Source organism: Pseudomonas sp. Xaverov 259, from assembly GCF_019352915.1.
Classification (GTDB): Bacteria; Pseudomonadota; Gammaproteobacteria; order Pseudomonadales; family Pseudomonadaceae; genus Aquipseudomonas.
In genome coordinates this window covers 1-20395 of the sequence record NZ_JAAAFV010000028.1, presented here as the reverse complement: position 1 = coordinate 20395, position 20395 = coordinate 1, and the positions used below count along the sequence as shown (strand labels likewise).

Annotated in this window: 15 protein-coding genes; 4 read left to right on the top strand and 11 right to left on the bottom strand. The window is 60.5% G+C overall.

The window, feature by feature from the left end; genetic code table 11:
• Positions 1-364 precede the first annotated feature (364 nt).
• The 10 genes from K0H48_RS10010 to K0H48_RS09965 all read right to left on the bottom strand — a co-directional run bounded on the left by K0H48_RS10010 (position 365) and on the right by K0H48_RS09965 (position 13990).
• The gene (locus tag K0H48_RS10010) at positions 365-2068 is read right to left on the bottom strand and encodes an AMP-binding protein (RefSeq protein WP_219267353.1); all 1704 of its coding nucleotides are present in this window, start codon (positions 2066-2068) and stop codon (positions 365-367) included.
• Positions 2069-2099: 31 nt separating this feature from the next.
• Positions 2100-3398, bottom strand: coding sequence for an acetyl-CoA C-acetyltransferase (locus K0H48_RS10005; RefSeq protein ID WP_219267352.1), 1299 nt, complete (start codon positions 3396-3398; stop codon positions 2100-2102).
• Positions 3395-4285 carry a MaoC/PaaZ C-terminal domain-containing protein gene (locus K0H48_RS10000; RefSeq protein WP_219267351.1) on the bottom strand — a complete coding sequence of 297 codons (891 nt, stop codon included), beginning with the start codon at positions 4283-4285 and terminating at the stop codon, positions 3395-3397. The genes K0H48_RS10005 and K0H48_RS10000 overlap by 4 nt, the downstream gene beginning before the upstream one ends.
• A gap of 3 nt (positions 4286-4288) precedes the next feature.
• Positions 4289-5632 carry a 3-oxoacyl-ACP reductase gene (locus K0H48_RS09995; RefSeq protein ID WP_219267350.1) on the bottom strand — a complete coding sequence of 448 codons (1344 nt, stop codon included), beginning with the start codon at positions 5630-5632 and terminating at the stop codon, positions 4289-4291.
• A gap of 154 nt (positions 5633-5786) precedes the next feature.
• Positions 5787-8312, bottom strand: coding sequence for an acyl-CoA dehydrogenase (locus tag K0H48_RS09990; protein WP_219267349.1), 2526 nt, complete (start codon positions 8310-8312; stop codon positions 5787-5789).
• A 271-nt stretch (positions 8313-8583) separates the two neighbouring features.
• Entirely contained in the window at positions 8584-10029 is a 1446-nt protein-coding gene (locus tag K0H48_RS09985) for an outer membrane protein transport protein (protein WP_219267348.1), read from the bottom strand.
• A 123-nt stretch (positions 10030-10152) separates the two neighbouring features.
• Entirely contained in the window at positions 10153-10665 is a 513-nt protein-coding gene (gene praB, locus K0H48_RS09980; protein WP_219267347.1) for an alkane oxidation protein activator PraB, read from the bottom strand.
• A gap of 134 nt (positions 10666-10799) precedes the next feature.
• Positions 10800-11294, bottom strand: a complete 495-nt coding sequence (praA, locus tag K0H48_RS09975) for an alkane oxidation protein activator PraA (protein WP_219267346.1) — start codon at positions 11292-11294, stop codon at positions 10800-10802.
• A 134-nt stretch (positions 11295-11428) separates the two neighbouring features.
• Positions 11429-12709, bottom strand: coding sequence for an alkane 1-monooxygenase (locus K0H48_RS09970; RefSeq protein ID WP_219267345.1), 1281 nt, complete (start codon positions 12707-12709; stop codon positions 11429-11431).
• A gap of 282 nt (positions 12710-12991) precedes the next feature.
• Positions 12992-13990: an alpha/beta fold hydrolase gene (locus K0H48_RS09965; RefSeq protein WP_219267344.1), complete on the bottom strand. Its 999-nt coding sequence runs from the start codon at positions 13988-13990 to the stop codon at positions 12992-12994.
• A gap of 276 nt (positions 13991-14266) precedes the next feature.
• Here K0H48_RS09965 and K0H48_RS09960 point away from each other — a divergent pair, with 276 nt between their 5' ends.
• From K0H48_RS09960 to K0H48_RS09950, 3 genes are read left to right on the top strand one after another with little or no spacing between them, the layout of a single operon-like run.
• On the top strand, positions 14267-15802 hold the full coding sequence (locus tag K0H48_RS09960; RefSeq protein WP_219267343.1) for an NAD(P)/FAD-dependent oxidoreductase: 1536 nt from the start codon (positions 14267-14269) through the stop codon (positions 15800-15802).
• Positions 15799-16689, top strand: a complete 891-nt coding sequence (locus tag K0H48_RS09955) for an SDR family oxidoreductase (protein WP_219267342.1) — start codon at positions 15799-15801, stop codon at positions 16687-16689. Before K0H48_RS09960 ends, K0H48_RS09955 begins: the two co-directional genes overlap by 4 nt.
• Before the next feature lie 15 nt (positions 16690-16704).
• Complete coding sequence (locus tag K0H48_RS09950) at positions 16705-17553, top strand: metal-dependent hydrolase (RefSeq protein WP_219267341.1); 849 nt, start codon at positions 16705-16707, stop codon at positions 17551-17553.
• Here the strand turns inward: K0H48_RS09950 and K0H48_RS09945 are convergent.
• Positions 17550-19622, bottom strand: coding sequence for an EAL domain-containing protein (locus K0H48_RS09945; RefSeq protein ID WP_219267340.1), 2073 nt, complete (start codon positions 19620-19622; stop codon positions 17550-17552). The genes K0H48_RS09950 and K0H48_RS09945 overlap by 4 nt on opposite strands.
• A 284-nt stretch (positions 19623-19906) precedes the next feature.
• On the opposite strand from K0H48_RS09945, the gene K0H48_RS09940 reads away from it, so the two are divergent.
• Entirely contained in the window at positions 19907-20236 is a 330-nt protein-coding gene (locus tag K0H48_RS09940; protein ID WP_219267339.1) for a DUF6388 family protein, read from the top strand.
• Positions 20237-20395 lie beyond the last annotated feature (159 nt).

Sequence of the window (20395 nt, the reverse complement as noted above, 5' to 3'; positions counted from 1 at the left end):
CTGGCTCTTGCTTCAACCACTCAGGTCGGCTTTCAGGCCGCCGTGCTCTGCTTTTGATCTGCTTTTGATCTCAAATCGCCCCGTTAACCACGATGGCCGAACGCAGGCTTGAATCCGTGGGTAACCCGGCAGGACGCCGGGTTAGCCGCGCTGGGCCAAGGATGGCCCATCGCGGCGGCCCACGGATTCAAGCCGGAGTGAGGGCATGCCGAGCCACAGCGAGGCACCGAGTGGTGGGGCGAGGACTTTTTGGTTACCTTTTTGGTCCTTCAAAAAGTGACCCGCCGTCAGGGCGGAACCCTAAGCCGCCATCACCCAAATAACGGATATACACCCGATCAACCAGCTCCACAGTTAAAGCAAATCAACGCAACGCCCGCCGCAGCACCTTACCCACCGTAGTCTTGGGCAGCTCAACACTGCGAAACTCCACATACTTGGGCACCTTGTACCCCGTCAGATATTCCCGGCAATGGGCCAGGATCTGCTCCTGGGTCAAGCTCGGGTCCTTGCGTACCACGATGATCTTGACCTTCTCCCCCGTCACCGGATCTTCCACCCCAATGGCCGCCACCTCCCCCACACCGGGATGCAACGCCACCACATCCTCAATCTCATTCGGATACACGTTAAACCCCGAAACCAGGATCATGTCTTTCTTGCGATCCACCAGACGAATATACCCACGCTCATCCATCACCCCAATGTCCCCGGTGGAAAGCCAGCCCTCGGCATCCAGCACTTCAGCGGTTTCCTTGGGCCGCTTCCAGTACCCCTGCATCACCTGCGGGCCACGCACTTGCAGCTCACCTTGCTCGCCAATCTCCGCCAGCTCGCCATCCTCACGCATAAACCGCACCCAGGTCGACGGCAACGGCACGCCGATGCTGCCGGTGAACTCCATCTCGCGCATGCGCGCAATGTTGATCGGGCTGATGCTCACCACCGGCGAGCACTCCGTCAGCCCATAGCCCTCGATGATCGGCAGCCCAGTGACCTCCTTCCAGCGTTTGGCCACCGCCGTGTGCGTGGCCATGCCGCCAGCAATCACCATGCGCAGGTCAGAGAAATCCCGCGCACAGAACTCCTTGTTTTCGAGCAAGCCGTTAAACAAAGTGTTGACCCCGGCAATGCCATTGAAGCGCTCCTTGCGCAAAATCATCTGCACCCGTTTCACATCCCGAGGGTTGGCAATCAGGATATTGCGCCCGCCCAGGCACATGAACATCAGGCAGTTCACCGTCAGCGAAAAGATGTGATACAGCGGCAGCAAGGTCACGTTGGTTTCCTGCTTGTCCTGGTCCAACTGATCCCCGACCCAGGCCTTGGCTTGCAACAGGTTGGCGATGATATTGCGATGGCTGAGCATCACGCCCTTGGCGTCCCCCGTGGTGCCGCCGGTGTATTGCAAAAACGCCAGCTCATCGAGGTGCATCTCCACCGGAAAATGGTTCAGCGCTCGTCCCTGTTTCAACACGTTGTTGAAGCGTACCGAACCCGGCAGCTTGAATGCCGGCACCTGCTTTTGCACACGACGCAGGATGAAGTTCATCGCCGCGCCCTTGAAGGTGCCCAGCAGATCGCCAATGGCCGCCACCACCACGCGTTTGACACGGCTGCCCTGCGCGACTTTTTCAAAGGTATGGGCGAAGTTCTCAAAGATCACCAGGGTTTCGGCTTCGCTGTCCTTGAGCAAATGCTTGAGCTCATGGGAGGTGTACAACGGGTTCACGTTGACCACCACCGCACCGGCCAGAATGGTGCCCAGCAGGCAGATCGGGTACTGCAAGCAATTGGGCATCATCAGCGCCACCCGGTCGCCCTTTTTCACACCCTGGCCCTGTAGCCACGCGGCGAACGCATGGCCTTGCACCTGCCAGTCGGCGTAGGTCATTTCGGTGCCGATGCTGACGTAGGCGACCCGCTCGCGGAATTTTTCCAGGTGCTCCAGGAACACCTCGCGCAGCGACGGGTAGGCCTCGATACCGGCCTCGATGTCCGCCGGCACGCCCGGCAAGTAGGCGTTCAACCAAACCCGTTCGGTGTGTTCCTGGCTTACAGCGTTCATGGCAGTCTCCTTATTGTTGTTTTTGATCAGGCTATTTTTCGACGATGGCGGTAATGCCCAGCCCGCCGGCTGCACAAATCGAAATCAGGCCGCGCCCACCCCCGTTCTCATGGATGGTTTTGGCCAGCGCCGCCAGTTGCCGGCCACCGGTGGCGGCAAACGGATGGCCACAGCCCAGGGAGCCACCGTTGACGTTCATTTTGCTGCGGTCGATGGCGCCCAGCGGTGCCTCCAAGCCTAGCCGCTCGCGGCAATACTCGGGGTCTTCCCACGCCTTGAGCGTGCACAGCACCTGGGCGGCAAAGGCTTCGTGAATTTCAAAAAAGTCAAAGTCGGCAAACCCCAGGCCCTCACGCTTGAGCATGCGTGGCACGGCATACGCCGGGGCCATCAACAAGCCTTCGGTGCCGTCGACAAAGTTGACGGCGGCGGTTTCGCCGGTACGCAGGTAGGCAAGCACCGGCAAACCCTGTTCGGCCGCCCAGGCTTCGCTGGCCAGCAGGACCACTGAGGCGCCATCGGTCAGCGGTGTGGAGTTGCCCGCCGTCAGCGTGCCGTTTTGGCGGTCGTAGGCCGCAGACAGGCCCGCGAGTTTTTCCAGGCTGGTGTCGGCACGCAGGTTGTTGTCACGGGCCAGGCCACGATACGGAGTGATCAAGTCGTCAAAAAAGCCACGCTTATAGGCCGCATCCAGGCGCTGGTGGCTGGTGAGGGTCAGTTCATCCTGGGCCAGCCGTTTGATCTGCCAGCGCTTAGCCATTTCTTCGCAGTGCTCACCCATCGACAAACCGGTGCGCGGCTCGCCATTGCGCGGCAGCAACGGCTTGAAAAACATCGACGGACGCACCTTCAGCAAGGTCTTCACCTTGGCGCCCATTCCCTTGGCGCGATTGGCCGCCAGCAAGGTGTGGCGCAGGGATTCGTTGATGCCGATGGGCGCATCGGAGGTGGTGTCGGCACCGCCGGCGATGCCCACTTCGATCTGGCCGAGGGCGATCTTGTTGGCCACAAGCAAGGCCGCTTCCAGCCCGGTACCGCAGGCTTGTTGAACGTCGTAGGCAGGCGTGTCAGGCGACAATGTGGTGGACAGCAATGACTCACGCGCCAGGTTGAAATCGCGCGAATGCTTGATTACCGCGCCCGCAGCAAACTCGCCCAGGCGCTGACCGTGCAGGTTGTAGCGCTCGACCAGGCCTTGCAGGGCAGCCACCAGCAGGTCCTGATTGCTGTCGTGGGCATACACGGTGTTGGAGCGGGCAAACGGAATACGGTTGCCGCCGATAATCGCCACGCGGCGGGTCGGGGCCGGGTTGAAGCTGTAGTCACTCATTCGTGGCTCTCTTTCCAAATAAATAGCCCGCGCATATGCGGTTTTTCACCGGCAAAATTGCGCACTTCGAACTCACGGCGCGGGCCGGTCACCGGGCGGCTCCACAGTGCAACTTGGCCGGGCAGGAAGATCGGCAGCTTGAAGTCGCAATGCGCTTGCGCCTGATCCAGCCCGCCCGGCGGTTGCTGCGCCGCCAGTGCGCGGCCCAGGGTCCACATGCCATGGGCGATGGCGCGGCGAAAGCCGAAGATCCTGGCGCCGATCACTGAGGTATGAATCGGGTTGAAATCCCCCGAGACCTTGGCAAACCGGCGCCCCAGGTCGGCCGGCAGCACCCAGCGCTGGGTGCGCAACAGGCCGTCTTCCTGCAAGGCCAGCACATCGTCCCAGGGCTCACCGACCGGGTCTTTAACGTCGCGGCGCAGGTACAGGCTGTCGCTTTCCCACACCAACGTATCCGCCGCAAAGGCGCGGGTGGCGATGCTCAGCGCCTGGCCCTTGGGGTGCGCCACCCAGCGCGCGCAATACACTTCCAGGCGCAAGGCCTGGCCTTCGTGCAAACGCTGGTGCTGACGAATGCGATTGGCCAGGTGCACCATGCCACTGGCCGGGTACGGGAAGCTCGGCCGGGTCAGCAGCATCAAATGCAGTGGGAACGCCAGCACATGCGGATAAGACAGCGGCACGCCCTGCTCACGGCGAAAACCGCAGGCGCGGCCGTAGGCGGCGATGCCAGTGGCGCTCAGCTCCACCGCCGAACGCACCAAGCGCTCTGTGGGCAATGGCGGCGGCCCGTCGAGCTTGGGTTTGCGCAGCGCACGCACGCCGTCCAGCAACAACTGAGTGCGTGACGGTGGCGGGTCGATGATCTGCGTCACGTAGTCCATGGTTCAGGCTCCCAGCAGGCTTTGGCCGCACACGCGCACCACCTGGCCATTGACCCCGCCGGACGCCGGGTGCGCCAGCCAGGCGATGGTCTCGGCCACGTCGATCGGCTGCCCGCCCTGGGACAGCGAGTTCATGCGCCGCCCAGCCTCACGGATCATCAGCGGGATTTTTGCGGTCATCTGGGTTTCGATAAAACCTGGCGCCACCGCATTCACGGTGACCTGCAACGCAGCCGCCTGGGGGGCCAAGCCCTGCACCAGGCCAATCACCCCGGCCTTGGAGGTGGCGTAGTTGCTTTGCCCGAGGTTGCCGGCAATGCCGGAAATCGACGACACGCACACAATTCGCCCGCCAGGGTTCAAGCCCTGGCCTTCCAACAGTGCGGTACTCAGTTGCAACGGCGCTTCGAGGTTGACCGCCAGCACACTGCGCCAGGCGGCTTCGGTCATCTTGGCGATGGTCTTGTCGCGGGTGATCCCGGCGTTGTGTACCACCACGTCGAAGGCGCCGTATTGGCTGACATGCGCCTGCAACAGCGCGGCCGCATCGGCAGCGGTGATGTCCAGCGGCAAGGCCGAGCCATTCACACTGTCAGCGGCCTGAAGCAGCGCTGCCTGGGCTTGGGGCACGTCCACGCACACCACATGGGCGCCGTCGCGGGCCAGCACCTGGGCAATCGCCAGGCCGATGCCACGAGAGGCACCGGTGACCAGGGCACGGCGACCGGCGAAGGGCTTGTCCCAGTTCACTGTCACCTGGCCGCCCACGGGTTTTTCCAGGCGCACCACCTGGCCCGACACATAGGCCGAGCGGCGCGATAAAAAGAACCGCAGGCTGCTGTCCATGGCGTCTTCGGCGCCCGGCGCCACGTAGATCAATTGCACTGTGATTGCGCGGCGCAATTCCTTGGCCAGCGAGCGCACCAGCCCTTCAAGGGCCCGCTGGGCGATGGCCTGGGGCAAGTCCTGGCAATGTTCCGGCGCCGTGCCGAGCACCACTACGCGGCCGTGCTGGCTGAGGCGCTTGGCATTGGCGTGGAAGAACACGTAGAGCTCGTCGAGTTGTTGCAGGTCGAGCACGGCCGTGGCGTCGAACACCGCGCCCTGCACCTTGACCGTGGACGGCGCCTTGAGGGTTGCCGGCGTGGCGACGACGGTGTCGGTGTCTTTGAAGAGCTGTTGCACCTGCGCACCCAGGCGCCCTGCCCCGGCGACGATCACCGGGTTGGCCAGGCCTTGCTGGCCGCTGCGGTGGCGTTGCAAAGGCAAGGGTTGCGGCAGGCCGATGGCTTGGGCCAAGCGCCGGCCCCAAGGGGAATTGACGAAGGATAAGTAGCTGTCACTCATTGATAGTTCCACTCACAAACACTGTCTTGCCGTGTAAACCCGATCAACTGTGGGAGCGGGCTTGCTCGCGAATGCGGTGGGTCAGCCCACACATATACCGCTGATAGACCGCATTCGCGAGCAAGCCCGCTCCCACATTTTGATCGCGTTCCTCCTAGTTCACCGAGGCGTTTTCGCCCTGTGTAGTACGGCGTTTGGCCTTGGGCTCCAACGCCTGTTGACGCTGCTGCAAAGCCTCCAGCAAGCCAAAATCCTGCGGAAAGTCGTCGACCTGAATGCCATGGTCGGCATATTCCACATAACGCCCGAGCAAGCTGTCTTCCTCATCGCTGATCAAATCCAGCGCCCGCGCCTTGACCCGCCAGCCGGTGAAGGCCGTGGCGGAAATCGGCATCGGTTCAATCAGGCCCTGCTTGATCGCCGGTTTGAGCCGCGCTTCGATCAGCTCCACCTGCGGCAACAGCCGGAAGCCCAATTCGCCGTAGGCCAGCTTGTCGATTTCCGGGCGAGGAATGTAGGAATTGGCCAGCAAGCGGTCGCGGGTTTCGCCGGGGGTTTGCACCACGTCGGCCACTTGCGCCAGCAAACGGTCCGAGGGTTTGTGCTGGGGAATACCAAACGGAAAACTCAAGGCACGCACCACGGCTGCTGCCGGTTTCGATGGGTAGTTGTCGAGCACTTCGGCCAGGGCTTCATGGGCGCGCAGCAACGCGTCCTGGGCCGACCAGTGCACCAGCGGCAAGTCGGCCTGGGGCCGCCCGTCGTCCTCAAAGCGCTTGAGCACGCAGGACAGGATGTACAGCTGCGACAGAATATCGCCCAGGCGCCCGGTGATACTTTCCTTGCGCTTGAGCGCACCACCGAGCACGCCCATGGACACATCCGAGATCAACGCCAGCACCACTGACAGCCGATTGGCCTGGCGGTAGTAGGACGCCAGCGCCGGGTCGGTCTTGGCCGGTGTGGCAATCAAGCGCCCGCCGGTCAGCGAATGCACTGCGGCGCGCACGGTATTGGCCAGCACAAAACTCAGGTGGCCGAACATCGCACTGTCAAAAGCTTCCAGGGCTTTGCGCCGATCCGGGTTGTGCGCCGCTTCCATCTCGCGAAACACATACGGATGGCAGCGAATCAGCCCCTGGCCAAAGATGATCAGGCAGCGGGTCATGATGTTCGCGCCCTCTACGGTGATCGCAATCGGGCTTTGCTGGTAGGCGCGGGCCAGGAAGTTATTGGGCCCCATGCAGATGCCTTTGCCGGCCACGATGTCCATGCCGTCGTTGACGATCATCCGCGCGCGCTCGGTGACGTGGTACTTGGCAATCGCCGAGATCACCGAGGGCTTTTCACCCGCATCCAAAGACGCCACCGAGACCTTGCGCACCGCGTCGCAGGCATACAGATGCCCGGCCATGCGCGCCAACGGCGCCTGCACACCTTCGAACTTGCCGATGGGCAGGCCGAACTGTTTGCGCATCGCCGCATAGGCCGTGGTGCCGCGTACCGCCACCTTGCCCAGGCCGACGTTGGCCGACGGCAGCGAAATGGCGCGCCCGGCCGCCAGGCACTCCATCAGCATGCGCCAGCCATTGCCGACCTGTTCACGGCCGCCAATCACCCATTCCAGCGGAATAAACACATCCTTGCCGGTGGTCGGCCCGTTCTGGAACACCGCGTTCAGCGGCCAATGCCGGCGACCACTGTTCACGCCCGGATGGGAGGTGGGGATCAACGCACAGGTAATCCCCAGCGAGCCGGCCTTGCCAAGCAGACCGTCCGGGTCTTCGGCGCGAAACGCCAGGCCGAGCACCGTGGCAATCGGGCCAAGGGTGATGTAGCGCTTGTCCCAGGTCACTTTAAAACCCAGCACTTCCTCGCCTTCGTGCACGCCTTTACAGACGATGCCCAGGTCCGGAATCGCCCCGGCATCGGAGCCTGCATACGGGCTGGTCAGGGCAAAGCACGGGATGTCTTCGCCGCGTGCCAGGCGTGGCAAATAGTAATTGCGCTGGGCATCGGTGCCGTAATGCAGCAGCAGTTCAGCCGGGCCGAGGGAGTTGGGCACCATCACCGAAATCGCCGCCGCCGAGCAGCGCGTCGACAGCTTCATCACCACCTGCGAATGCGCATAGTGAGAGAAACCTTTGCCGCCGTACTGCTTGGGAATGATCATGCCCAGGAACCCGGCGTCCTTGGTGTACTGCCAGCCTTCGGGGGACATGTCCTGCCAGACCTGGGTGGTTTCCCAGTCGTTGGCGATGTCGCAGAGGGTTTCCACTTCGTTGTCGAGGAACGCCTGTTCTTCAGCACTCAGGCTGGCCGGCGCGGCTTGCAGCAGGCGCTGCCAATTGGGCTTGCCGCTGAACAGCTCGGCGTCCCACCACACGGTGCCGGACTCGATGGCGGCGCGCTCGGTGTCGGACATCGCCGGCATGATCGTGCGAAACAGGCCCAGCGCCTTGCTGGTCAGCAGTGTGCGGCGCAGCGGTTTGATCGTCATCAGCATGGCGGGCAGTACCACCAGGATGGCCGCGACGCTGGCGCCAAAGCCTGCGACCCCATTGAACAGATAACCAAGCGCCAGCCAGACCAGGCCGACGCCCAGCCACAGGGCCGCGGCGGCTTGTCGATAGGCCAGGGCAATCGCGGCGGCGACACCCATCAATAACCAGATAACCATGGGGATACCTCTACTCAATTCAGGGTATGGCATGCGCGTCACTCGTTCGGGATGAACGAGGGCGTAAAACCACACTACAAACTTGAAAGGATAAATTCAAATTTTGTTTTGAAATTTTTATTTAATGCATGCACAAAAAAATAGGCTGATCGAGTCAGCCGGTTTCTGCATTGGGAAAACCACAAAAACGGAGCATGTGCAGCACGGGTGTGAAGCGCCAGAAAGATGCGCTGACTGACCACTTCACACCTGAGCACGCACCGATTGTTGGTTAGAACTTATAAGTGGCCGACAGGCTTACCACCTCCCCTTTGCTGTCCACCTTGCCATCCAGGCGTGCAGCCCCAAGGCGATCTTCGTTGACGGTCTTGAGATTGACCTCTTTTACAAACTGCCGCGAGTAGGCGCCGTCAACACTCAAGCCTGGAACCGCTTTGATGTTGTAGCCAAAACCCAACGAGGCGAAATAACGATCACCGTCAGGAATGCGCGGGTCCCGCGTGGAGTTACGGGTAGGCGTCTGATCATAGGCAACACCGGCACGCAGGGTGAAATCGTCGGTGAGCTTATAGTCACCGCCCAGCGAGTACATCATCACGTCTTTGTACTTGTAGGGAATCGACACAATGGTATTGCCGTCAGACTTCAACGTCAGGGCCTTGAAGGAAGACCACTGGGTCCACAAGGCACTGGCGCCGAGAGTGAAGCGGTCATTGAACACGTGAACCCAGTCGATGGCAGCGGTGGCCGGGATGTCCAGTTGCGTGCTGGCGTTGGCACCGTCCGGGAACAGTTTCAAGCCTGGGTAAGCGCGCTCAACCAACGTCAAGCCGTCGCCGCCTACGTCAGTCATCAGCAACCGACTGCCTGGGTCGGCATTGAATTTGTATTTGCCCTCCAGCTTGTTCTTGATTTTGGCGTGGTAGTTGAAGCCAACGGTATCTTGGTCGGTGGGTTTCCACGCCATGCCGCCAAACCAGCCCACTGACGTATTGTCGACCTTGACCCGAATCAGCGATTGGCCCACCCCGGATGGAAAGGGAATACCAAAGCCGCCCAGCCCCGGTGAAACTGCCGCGGCTGCGTACAAGTCGACGTTCTGGCTGACAAACCCACTCGTATGCTGAACGATGGCGCCGCCACCGATGGAGAACTGGTCATTGACTTTGAAGGACAGCGAGCCGGTCAGGCCCACGGTTTCGATTTTGGTGTCTACGGCAAAATCGCGGCCTTTCCAATCCGGGTCCCAGGTCGACTTCATCCCCTGGGGCACCACCTGGCTTAGACCAACACTGAAACGATCGTTAATCGGGATTACCAGGAAGCCGGTCGGCAGCCAGGCGGTGAACCCGCCTTCGCCACCATCACCCGTACGCGGCGTAGAGGTAACGCCACCAAATTCGTCCAATACCCCTACAGAGGCTGGGTCGCCTTTGTAATCAGTGGCATTGCCTTTGAACTTAATATTGACGCGCGCATAAACGACGTTTTGCTGCGCGATAGTTTGATCGATAAACGCCATGGCAGCCGGGTTGTTGTACGCTGAGGACGGGTCGTCCTTGAACAACGAACCACCACCGAACGCACGACCCCAACCTTGGGCGCCAAATGTAGGAGTCGAGAAGCCACCGGCCTGCACCGAACCGCCCGCGACCATGAGACCGCCCAACAATGCCAGGCCGATTAACGTCTGGGCCGGTTGTTTCTTATTATTCATGCTCCACTCCTTATTATTTTTATCCACCACGGCCGGGCCTACCGTCCCTGGTTTTCCTCAACAGGTGCCCCGAGAGGGGCACCTGCATTTCAACGTGTGATCATCACGTCCAACGCATTGCTATCAAGGATTTACAGTCAGTGCTGGGCTTGGAGCGGCGTTCAGAGCAGTGATTTTGCAGCTGCCGACCGTTTGAGCAGATGGCAGGGTGATGGTGTGGGTGTTGTTGTTGTAGAGCACGTTGATCGTGGCCGGGCCACTGGCGCAGTTGCTGACAATCTTGAAGTTGACGCCGGACACGGTACCCGCATACACACCTGCACCGGTGGCGGTGGAGGTTGGCGTCAAGGTCCAAGGCAGACCCAGCAACACCGGCACGCCACACAGTGGGTTGGCACCACTGACGGTCGCGCCAGTAATAGCAGCGGCCGAACCGTCGGCGGCCACGCTACCGGTGAACACGATGTTGCAGGAAACAGGCGCACCGAACGACGCTGGCGACGACACCGCAATGGTCCCGGCAGGCGTGGAAAAGCCCGTGCCCGCAGGAGAAATAGTGGCTGCACTCGCCATGGAAGCAGCACCCATGCAAACAGCCAGAGCAGTCAACGACACGAGAGTTTTCAAGCTTTTCATTGTTTTTCCTCACATGTTATGGCGAGTCAGTTCGCCAGGGGTAATGGCCATGATCGAGAGGTCACGGTGAAACTGCAGAACTTCCCTTTCCAGCCAAATTTCAATGCATCTACCGCTACAGTTTTAGAATTCGTTTATTCGACCACTTTGAAGGTGGGCGGCATCTTGATCGACACCGTCTTGATCTTGCAGTCTTCGCCAATCGGCACATTGGCTGCTTCCAACTTGCCAGTGGCGTTATCCCAGGTACCGTCGGCGGTGGACGGGCCGCACTTGCCGCCTAAACCAAAGGCATGCACATCCACGCTGATGTTCGACATCGAGCCGCTTTTAGTGTCTTTGGCAATTAATACCCAGGGTAAGTTGATGGCCTCGACGCGGCTGCATTTAAGGCCGCCGTCGAATTCAACTTTATCGACATTCACCGACGTGCCATCGGCCGCGACCTTGCCGGCCACCTTGATGGTGCAGTCGGCACTGATCAGCGCGCCCTTGGAAAAGCTGATCGGCCCTTGGGCCGTAAAGGCGCTGCCGGCCGGCTCGATCCGCGCAGCCTGGGCTTGTTGGTAAACCATCAGGCCCAATGCGGCCAGGATGACATGGGCAGTAAAGGTGGCAGGGCTTTGCATGGTGTACGTCCTTCCCTTGAAATTATTGTTGTAGGGTCAAACCACTAACTTGCAATAAAACCGATGAATCCTGGGCGAAGAAGGCCTGCGTGGTACACAGACCCCGAGTTCACCCACACACGTGTTAGTTCAGATTAAAACGGCGTCGCGCTGTTGCTGTACTTCTCCAGATACTTCAACCGCTGTGAGGGTTGAAGATTGGTCAGGGTGATATCCCCGGCATAGTGGTTCAATACACGGTGGTCCATGCGCCGTCGCCATAAGTACGGCACATACGCCCAGACAATCATGCTGGCGTAACCGTAAGGCAGTTGCGGCGATTCATCAAAGTGGCGCAACGACTGGTAACTGCGGGTCGGGTTGGCATGGTGATCGGAGTGGCGCTGAAGTTGGAACAGAAAGATATTGGTGACAATCCGATTACTGTTCCACGAATGCCGAGGCGAACAACGCTCATAACGACCGTTGGGCAACTTCTGGCGTTTAAGCCCGTAGTGCTCGACATAATTGACCACTTCCAGCAACGAGAACCCGTAGATGCCCTGGATGATCAGGAACGGAATTACCGCCGCGCCCAACCAGGCAATCATCGCGCCCCACAACACCAGGCTGTACATCCAGGCGCTGAGCACCGCGTTCTTCCAGTGCAAGGCCGGCAGGCCGAGTTTGCGCAGGCGTTCGCGCTCCAGGTTCCAGGCCGACATGGCGCTGAACCACACCGAGCGCGGCAGGAACGCCCAGAAACTCTCACCCAGGCGCGAGCTGGCCGGATCTTCCGGAGTAGCGACGCGTACATGGTGGCCACGGTTGTGTTCGGTGTAGAAGTGCCCGTAGAAGGTCGGCGCCAGAGTGACTTTGGCCAGGAACACTTCCAGCGGCTTGGGCTTGTGCCCCAGTTCGTGAGCGGTGTTGATGGCAATGCCGGTGGCGGCGCCGGTGGACATGGCCATGCCCAGGTAAGTGAACCAGCTCACCGAACCATGCAGTTCGGTGCGCGCGGTAATGAAGGCGGCGGTTTTAGCCAGCCAGCTCGACGGCTCAAAGTGGGCAGTGGCGTTAAGTAGACCGCCGCCGATGATCCAGTCGATGCCGCCGGCGGCGAGCCAGCCGGTGATCACCACCGACGAGATGACGAACAGCACACCGGTGTAGACGATCCAGCGGTAGTAGCTTTGCGATTCGAGGTGGTTAACGGCAGATTCGGGTGGGTTGCTGACGTCTTCGCCGAGCAGGCCATCGATCAGCGGGATAAGGCCGAAGATCACCAGCACACCGACCCACCACAGTTGCTGTACGCCGGTGGTAATCGCCAGGGCGCCGGAGAGCAAGGGTGTTGCCAGTGGCATGATGCCGAGCCACCACAGGTGACGCTTGCCGTCGGTCCAGACGGTTGGGCTTGCCATAGTCTGATTCATGGCAGCCTCCGAACGAGGCAGATTGGACATGCGATAAAAGGCGTTTTTTTCATTATTTTATTCGCTCTTAGGCACTTCAAAAACTGTTTCAAATTACACATTGAAATAATTTTTTAAAATTAATAGCGCGGAATCGTTAGGTCGTCAACTAGTTTCTCGAAGGCTTTTTTACGTGACCGGGCAGTCTCTTTTTCAGCCGTTTGGTCAGGTGTCTAAAGCAGGCATCGACGCCGTTGAACCGCGAGTCGGGTGGCACGATTTTTTACTCAGCTACTTACCCTGCTACTTACCCACTAGGGCCAATGGCGTGTGCGGAAGCGGGTCGTTTTGCGGCGGTTTGACGCGCTTGGCAATCTGCTCCACCACCGCCACCACACGCTCTGTGGCGGTGATCGGCAGCATATGGCCCCTGCCCTCCACCACTTGCAGCTTCAGCCCCGGCACCTTGCTGGCCAGGGCCTGGCCGTGCTTCTGAAAGTCCAGCACCTTGTCGCGCGCGCCATAGATCAGGCCGATGGGCAGGGTCAGTTGCGGGTAGCGCTTGACCATGTCCGGCAGGTGATCGTTGACTGTGTTGATCTCGGTGGAAGCGGCGTAGAAGTTGTCCGGGCGCATCCCCAGCAAGCCGCCGCCACGGGTGGCAAAGTCCGGCGGCGCGGTATCCGGGGCGAACACGCCCTTGACCACCGAACCTTTGGTCAACAGCCCCACGGGCATGGTCAGGGTGTGCGCCATCCAGCGCCGCAGCCAGGCCGGGCGCACGGCCAGTGACAGGAACACCAGCGGCAACAGGCGCTGCGGGTGGGTCAGCGGCGCGACCAGAATCAACCCCGACACTGCATGCGGATGATCAAGCGCCAGCGCCAAGGCAATCGCACCGCCAAGGGAATGGCCCAGCACCAGCGGTTTATCCAGGTCGAGGGTCTTGATAAACGCGGCGATTTGCCTGGCCTGGGCCGGCAGGTCTGCCGCCGTGTGTGCGCCACGGCTGGAATAGCCGGATCCCGGCCGGTCCAGGGTGATCACCCGAAAGCGTTCACGTAATTGCCCGGACAACGCATAGGTGAGGTTGCGACTGCTGCCCATCAGCCCGTGAATCATCACCAGCGGCGGGCCTTTACCTTCGTCTACATAATGAAAGCGCTCGCCATCGACCTCGACGAAACGCCCGTTGATCGGAACGGTGGCTTCTATGCGCCGTGTCATCCAGGCACTCAAGCCCCACAACAACGCACTGGCGCCCACCACCACACCCGCAGCGACAACCCATTCAACCGCCATAGCTTGGTCCTCTGCTTCCCTGCTGCTGCTCCCTGACCGGTATTGGTCAAGGCCTCAGCCACCGTCCACACCCTGGACCTGGACTTGCTGCACAGCGTGCGCGTCTGTCGGACAAGCCACACATTGCGAACAAGGTCCTAGCGTAGGCGATATTTTCAGGTAGATTATTTAAAATCTTTTTTAAAATAATTAATTCATTTTTTCTTTGCAATGGTGTTCTATCTAAAAGACAAAACAAAAAACAGGAGCACATCTGATGCCCATGCAGGACAGCCTATGAATGCCCACAGTGATTCAATCGACATCGCCATCATCGGCTCAGGCTTTGCCGGCCTGTGCATGGCAATCAAACTCAAGGAAGCCGGGCTTACCGACTTCTTTATCGCCGAGCAGGCCGATACCCTCGGCGGCACCTGGCGTGACAACCATTACCCGGGCTGCGCCTGCGACGTGCAGTCCCATGTGTATTCGTTTTCGTTTGCGCCCAACCCCAACTGGACGCGGCAATTCGCACCGCAGGCGGAGATCCGCGCTTACCTTGAGCAGTGCGCGCAGCGGTTCGGGCTCGCGCCGTATTTGCGCTTCGGCCTGGGCCTGCAATGCGCGGTGTTTGATGAGCAACAGCAACGCTGGCAACTGAGCTTCAGCGATGGCCGCCAGGTCAGCGCGCGGGTGCTGGTCTCGGGCATGGGCGGCCTGTCGCGTCCGGCGTTGCCGGATATTCCAGGGCTGGACAGCTTCAAGGGCAAACGCTTCCACTCCCAGCACTGGGATCACGACTATTCGTTGAAAGGCAAGCGCGTGGCGGTGATCGGCACCGGCGCCAGTGCCATTCAGTTCGTGCCGCAGATTGCCCCGCAGGTGGCGCACCTGGACCTGTTCCAGCGCACGCCACCGTGGATCATGCCCAAGCCCGATCGCGAGATTTCAAGGCTCGAACGCTGGGCGTTCAAACACCTGCCCTTTACCCAACGCCTGGTGCGCGGCGCTTTTTACTGGGCGCTGGAAGGCCGTGTGGTGGGCTTTGCCCTGCACCCACGGTTGATGAAGATGGTGCAGAAGATCGCCCTGCGCCACTTGCGCAAACAGGTGGCGCGCCCTTCCCTGCGCAAAACCCTGACGCCCGACTACACCATCGGCTGCAAGCGCGTGCTGATCTCCAATGACTATTACCCGGCGCTGTCACGCAGCAATGTCGAGGTGGTCACCGACACCGTGCTGCGCATCGAAGCCGACGGCGTGATTACGGCTGATGGCATCAAGCACCCAGCCGATTGCCTGATTTTCGGCACCGGTTTCCAGGCCACCGATCCACTGCCCCGCGACTGCATCATCGGCCGCGACGGTGTCGACCTGATGGACGCCTGGCGCGACGGCGCGCACGCCTATAAAGGCACGACGGTGCCGGGTTATCCCAACCTGTTCCTGATTGTCGGGCCTAACACGGGCCTGGGGCATAACTCGATGATTCTGATGATCGAGGCCCAGGTCACCTACATTCTGGACGCGCTCAAGCACATGCAGCACCAGCGTATTGCCACGGTCGAGGTCAAACCCGCCGTCGAGCAGGCCTACAACCAGCAACTGCAGGGCAAGCTCAAGCGCACCATCTGGAACACCGGCGGTTGCCAGAGCTGGTACCTGGACCCGCGCACCGGCAAGAACACCACGCTGTGGCCCGGCTCGACCTGGCGTTTCAAACAGGTCACCCGCCACTTTGCGCTCAAGGACTACCTCGCCAACCCGTTGCCGGCCTCTGCGCCGCGCACGGTTGTGGCCCCGCAACCCACCGCAGAAGGCAGTCTGTCATGAAGTCATTCAATGGCCGCGTGGCGGCAATCACCGGCGCAGCCTCGGGCATGGGCCGCGCTTTGGCACTCGCATTGGCGCGCGAAGGCTGCCACCTGGCGCTTTCGGACAAGAACAGCCAAGGCTTGGAACAGACCTTGGCGCTGATCAAGACGTCAACCTTGTCGCCGGTCATGGTCACCACCCACGTTGTCGATGTAGCCGACCGTCAGGCCATGGAAGACTGGGCCGCACGCTGCGCGGCCGAGCATGGCCAGGTCAACCTGATCTTCAACAATGCCGGCGTGGCTTTATCGAGTACCGTCGAGGGCGTGGACTATGCCGACCTTGAGTGGATCGTCGGCATCAACTTCTGGGGCGTGGTGCATGGCACCAAGGCGTTTCTGCCGCATCTTAAAGCCAGCGGCGACGGGCATGTGGTCAACACCTCCAGCCTGTTCGGCCTGTTTGCCCAGCCGGGCATGAGCGGCTACAACGCGACCAAGTTTGCCGTACGCGGCTTTACCGAATCCCTGCGCCAGGAGCTCGACCTGCAAGGCTGCGGCGTGTCCGCCACCTGCGTACACCCTGGCGGCATTCGCACCGATATCTGCCGCAGCAGCCGTATCGACGCGAACATGACCGGCTTTCTGATCCACAGCGAGCAACAGGCCCGCGCCGACTTCGAAAAACTCTTCATCACCGACGCCGACCAGGCCGCCAAGGTGATTCTGCAAGGCGTGCGCAAGAACAAGCGCCGCGTGCTGATCGGTCGCGATGCGTATTTTCTCGACCTGCTCGCCCGTTGCCTGCCGGCGGCCTATCAAGCCCTTGTGGTGTTCGCCAGCAAGCGCATGGCACCCAAGCCACGCACGCCGGTGTTCGAAACCAACGACGAAACCCGTCTCTGAACAGGAGCACGCATCATGCTGCCGATCCGTCGCGATATCCGTTTTGCCTTGCCTGCCGAGCGCATCAAGGACTGGCACGAACAAGGCCCCTTCATCACGCACTTCTTTAATGCGCTGTCGCTGTTGTTTCCCCAGGGCGAGCTGTTTTTCATGGACAGCGTGCGCCACTACCGCCAACGCATCGACGACCCGGCGTTGAAGAAAGAAATCCAGGGGTTTATCGGCCAGGAGGCCATGCACAGCCGCGAACACGTGGCCTACAACGATCACTTGCAAGCGGCCGGCCTGCCGGCGCACACCCTCGACAAGCGCCTGAAGTTCTTCCTCGACCTGCAAAAGAAACACTTGCCGCCGTCGTTCAACCTGGCGGTGACCATCGCCTTGGAACACTACACGGCGATGCTCGCGGAAATCCTGCTCAGCGACCCGTCGCGTTTTGGCGAGTCACTCAAGGGCTACCAGCAGATGTGGTACTGGCACGCCCTCGAAGAAACCGAGCACAAGGCCGTGGCCTTTGATGTATGGAACACCGTGATCAAGCCTGGGCCGATGCGCTATCTATTGCGCACCGGTACCATGTTGACCACCACGCTGTTGTTCTGGCTGGTGGTGTTTGATTTCCATGTGCGCCTGCTGATGGCCGACCGCAAAACCGGTGGGCACCTGAAAGGGTTCTGGCGCATGCTGAAGTTTCTATACGGGCCCAAGGGTGTGTTCCCACGCATGGTGCGGCCGTGGCTGCACTACTTCAAACCGGGCTTTCACCCTTGGGACCATGACAACCGCGCACGCTTGGCGGGTATCGACGATCTGGTCGAAGAGATCGAACAGACCCAGCGCGAATACGCGTCCGCCCACGCTTAAACCTGAGCCGCCGCACGCCTGCGGACAAAGCCCGGCAGCAGTTCGCCGGGCAGCGCTTTACTGAAATACCAGCCCTGGATAAACAGCTCGGTGCCGGTGTTCAAAAAGGCCAACTGCTCGGCGGTTTCCACGCCCTCGACCACCACGCCCAGGTTCAGCGCCTCGCAAAAACGCAGCATGCCGGTCAACACCTGGGCGCCTTTGGGGTCGCGCTGGGCCACCACGAAACTGCGGTCGATCTTGATAAAGTCCACCGGAAACTGGTGCAAGTAACTCAAGGCCGAAAACCCGGTGCCGAAGTCATCGATATACACCTTGGCGCCGATCGCCTGGAGCCTCTGGATGGTCTGGCGGGTGGCCTGCACATCACCGACCAACGCATCTTCGGTGATTTCCACCGAGACCTGCCCACGGGCCTGGGCGAGAATCTCCACCAGGCGCTCGCCATAGCCAGCCTGAGTAAGCGTGGCGCTGGAAATATTGATGGTCATGGGCAAGGCAAAGCCGATCTTTTGCCACTTCTGATACTGGCGCACCGCCTGGGACGCCACCCACACATCCACGTCCGGCATCAACCGCGCCTGGGCCAGCCATTGCAGGAACTCCCAGGGCGAATGCACCGTGCCCTGGCTGTCCCGCGCGCGCATCAGCGCCTCACAGCCGGTGCACAAGCCGGTACGGGTCGAGACTTGCGGCTGGAATTCCAGGTAGAACTCGTAATCGCTGATCTGCTGGATACGGCTCAGTTCGACAGCCTGCCGGGCGGCAGCCTTGTGGGACGCCAACACCGGGTCCAACTCCAGCAGGCGGCCTTTCTCTTCGAGGCCACGGAAGGTCATGTCCAACGATTTGAGATACACCGTGCCGCCCTCACTGGACTGGCGATGAATCGCGCGCACATAGGGCGCATACACCAGCGTGCCCAGCCCCAACAGCAGCACTTGCAGCACCACCGCCGCCACATCGCCGTGGGTGCTGAGGTAGGCATTGAGCAGCACGGGCGCGGTAAATGGCACGCTGGCCACCGCCGGCGACACCCAGCCCAACTGCACCACCGTCAAGGCCAGCAGGGTGTTGAGCGCCGGCACCAATAGAAACGGGATAAACAAGCGTGGGTTAAGGATGATAGGCAAGCCGAACAGCAGCACTTCGCTGACATTGAACAACGACAGCGGCAGACTGGCCATCGCCAGCAAACGCATGGATTGGCTTTTGGAAAACAACAGGATCGCCAGCAGCAAACACAGCGCCCCGCCCGAGCCACCGATAAATGCGAAAGAGCCGAGCAAGCCACTGTTGAGCAAGTACTTGATCGGCTCACCCGCCGCGAGTGCAGCGCCATTGAGCACCACGGCCTGGTCCAGTACATCGAACAGCGGCTGCATGGCGTACACACCGTGAATGCCGAAAAACCACAGCAATGAGTTCATCAGGGTGACAAACAACCCGCTGCCATAGGGTGATTGCAGCGCATCCAGTACCTGCGGTCCCTGCAGCTGCGCCACATAGGGAATCTGCACCAGCAATGACAACACCAGCACCAGCAACAACGCGGTAATGGCGCCCGGCACCACCATATTGATGGTGCCGCGCAGGTTGTGGCCCACCAGGTCTTCGTTGACCAGGCGCGTCCAGCGAAAACGATGCAGCCAGGCGATCGCCGGCACATTCAACAACGGCGAAGCGATGGCGATAAACAACACAAACGTCGCCGATGCTCGCGGGTAATCACGCAACACAAACGTGGCGACCACCACGTGGGCCAGGCACAAAAAGGCCACTGGCAATTGTGGCAGCCGGTGCTGGATGGCAAGCATGTAGCCAATGGAGGCCGCTACCAACAGCGGGATCACCGAGCTGATCTGGTTGTGCAGACCCGACAGAAAGGCCACTACCTGCGGATCGAAGCCCAGCACCTTGGCGCATTCGGACAGAATCAGGAAACCGGCTGACACCAGCAGGCACGGCAGAATCCACAGCAAGCCTTCGCGGATAGCACGCAATGACTCGGTGCTGGCCAAGGCCGCCAGGCGTTGGGTGAGGAAAAGTTTGAACAGCGTTTGCGCCATGCCCCGTCCCTCTGCCCGTATCGCTCTCTGCCCATGCTTGGCAGCGCCCAAAAATCCCATGTAACGCTACACGGCCACCTACCGGTTGCGAAAGGCTTTTGCCGCACTACGATTAATTATTCAGAATTACTTTCAGTTTGCGCGGTGTGTCGGGGGTGTCGGGTTAGCCCTCAAACCGTTTTTTTTGATGCCTGGGCCAGCCTGATCGGCGATTACCCGCTAGCTGATTGCAAAGCCTGAAGCGTGACCCCATCTATTCACTTCATACCATCAGGAGTAAGCCCTTGTCAGAACCCGGTGATAACCACCAGCGCGCCCTGGACCGTTTCTTGAGTGAACACCCGGAGGTGGCTACGCAACTGGACACCCTCAACCCCCTGGCCGCCCAAGCCAAAGGCGAAACCCTGGCGCAGTATCGCGCCGAGCGCTTGCATGAAGCATTCGAGGCCGAGGCTGAGCGCCAGCATCTGTTTGCCTGGGAGCTGACGCTCAAGTTGACCGCCGAGTCGGCCGAAGCTTTTGAGGCGCAGCGCCTGGAAGTGCACAAGGAAGTCGCGCAGATGGCGGGGTTAGGCTGGGACGAATATTGCCAACTGCATGACTTGGCTGGATAGGCTACATGCGATCAAATGTGGGAGCTGGCTTGCCTGCGATGGCGGCTTGTTGGTGGTGGTGGTGTACATATCCGTTATTTGGGTGATGGCGGCTTAGGGTTCCGCCCTGACGGCGGGTCACTTTTGCAAGGACGCAAAAGTAACCAAAAGGTCCTCGCC

What these genes read in the sequence shown, in the direction of transcription:
- K0H48_RS10010 (WP_219267353.1), bottom strand. Translation starts at nt 2,068, where the DNA reads ATGAACGCTGTAAGCCAGGAACACACCGAACGGGTTTGGTTGAACGCC.
- K0H48_RS10005 (WP_219267352.1), bottom strand. Translation starts at nt 3,398, where the DNA reads ATGAGTGACTACAGCTTCAACCCGGCCCCGACCCGCCGCGTGGCGATT.
- K0H48_RS10000 (WP_219267351.1), bottom strand. Translation starts at nt 4,285, where the DNA reads ATGGACTACGTGACGCAGATCATCGACCCGCCACCGTCACGCACTCAG.
- K0H48_RS09995 (WP_219267350.1), bottom strand. Translation starts at nt 5,632, where the DNA reads ATGAGTGACAGCTACTTATCCTTCGTCAATTCCCCTTGGGGCCGGCGC.
- K0H48_RS09990 (WP_219267349.1), bottom strand. Translation starts at nt 8,312, where the DNA reads ATGGTTATCTGGTTATTGATGGGTGTCGCCGCCGCGATTGCCCTGGCC.
- K0H48_RS09985 (WP_219267348.1), bottom strand. Translation starts at nt 10,029, where the DNA reads ATGAATAATAAGAAACAACCGGCCCAGACGTTAATCGGCCTGGCATTG.
- praB (WP_219267347.1), bottom strand. Translation starts at nt 10,665, where the DNA reads ATGAAAAGCTTGAAAACTCTCGTGTCGTTGACTGCTCTGGCTGTTTGC.
- praA (WP_219267346.1), bottom strand. Translation starts at nt 11,294, where the DNA reads ATGCAAAGCCCTGCCACCTTTACTGCCCATGTCATCCTGGCCGCATTG.
- K0H48_RS09970 (WP_219267345.1), bottom strand. Translation starts at nt 12,709, where the DNA reads ATGAATCAGACTATGGCAAGCCCAACCGTCTGGACCGACGGCAAGCGT.
- K0H48_RS09965 (WP_219267344.1), bottom strand. Translation starts at nt 13,990, where the DNA reads ATGGCGGTTGAATGGGTTGTCGCTGCGGGTGTGGTGGTGGGCGCCAGT.
- K0H48_RS09960 (WP_219267343.1), top strand. Translation starts at nt 14,267, where the DNA reads ATGAATGCCCACAGTGATTCAATCGACATCGCCATCATCGGCTCAGGC.
- K0H48_RS09955 (WP_219267342.1), top strand. Translation starts at nt 15,799, where the DNA reads ATGAAGTCATTCAATGGCCGCGTGGCGGCAATCACCGGCGCAGCCTCG.
- K0H48_RS09950 (WP_219267341.1), top strand. Translation starts at nt 16,705, where the DNA reads ATGCTGCCGATCCGTCGCGATATCCGTTTTGCCTTGCCTGCCGAGCGC.
- K0H48_RS09945 (WP_219267340.1), bottom strand. Translation starts at nt 19,622, where the DNA reads ATGGCGCAAACGCTGTTCAAACTTTTCCTCACCCAACGCCTGGCGGCC.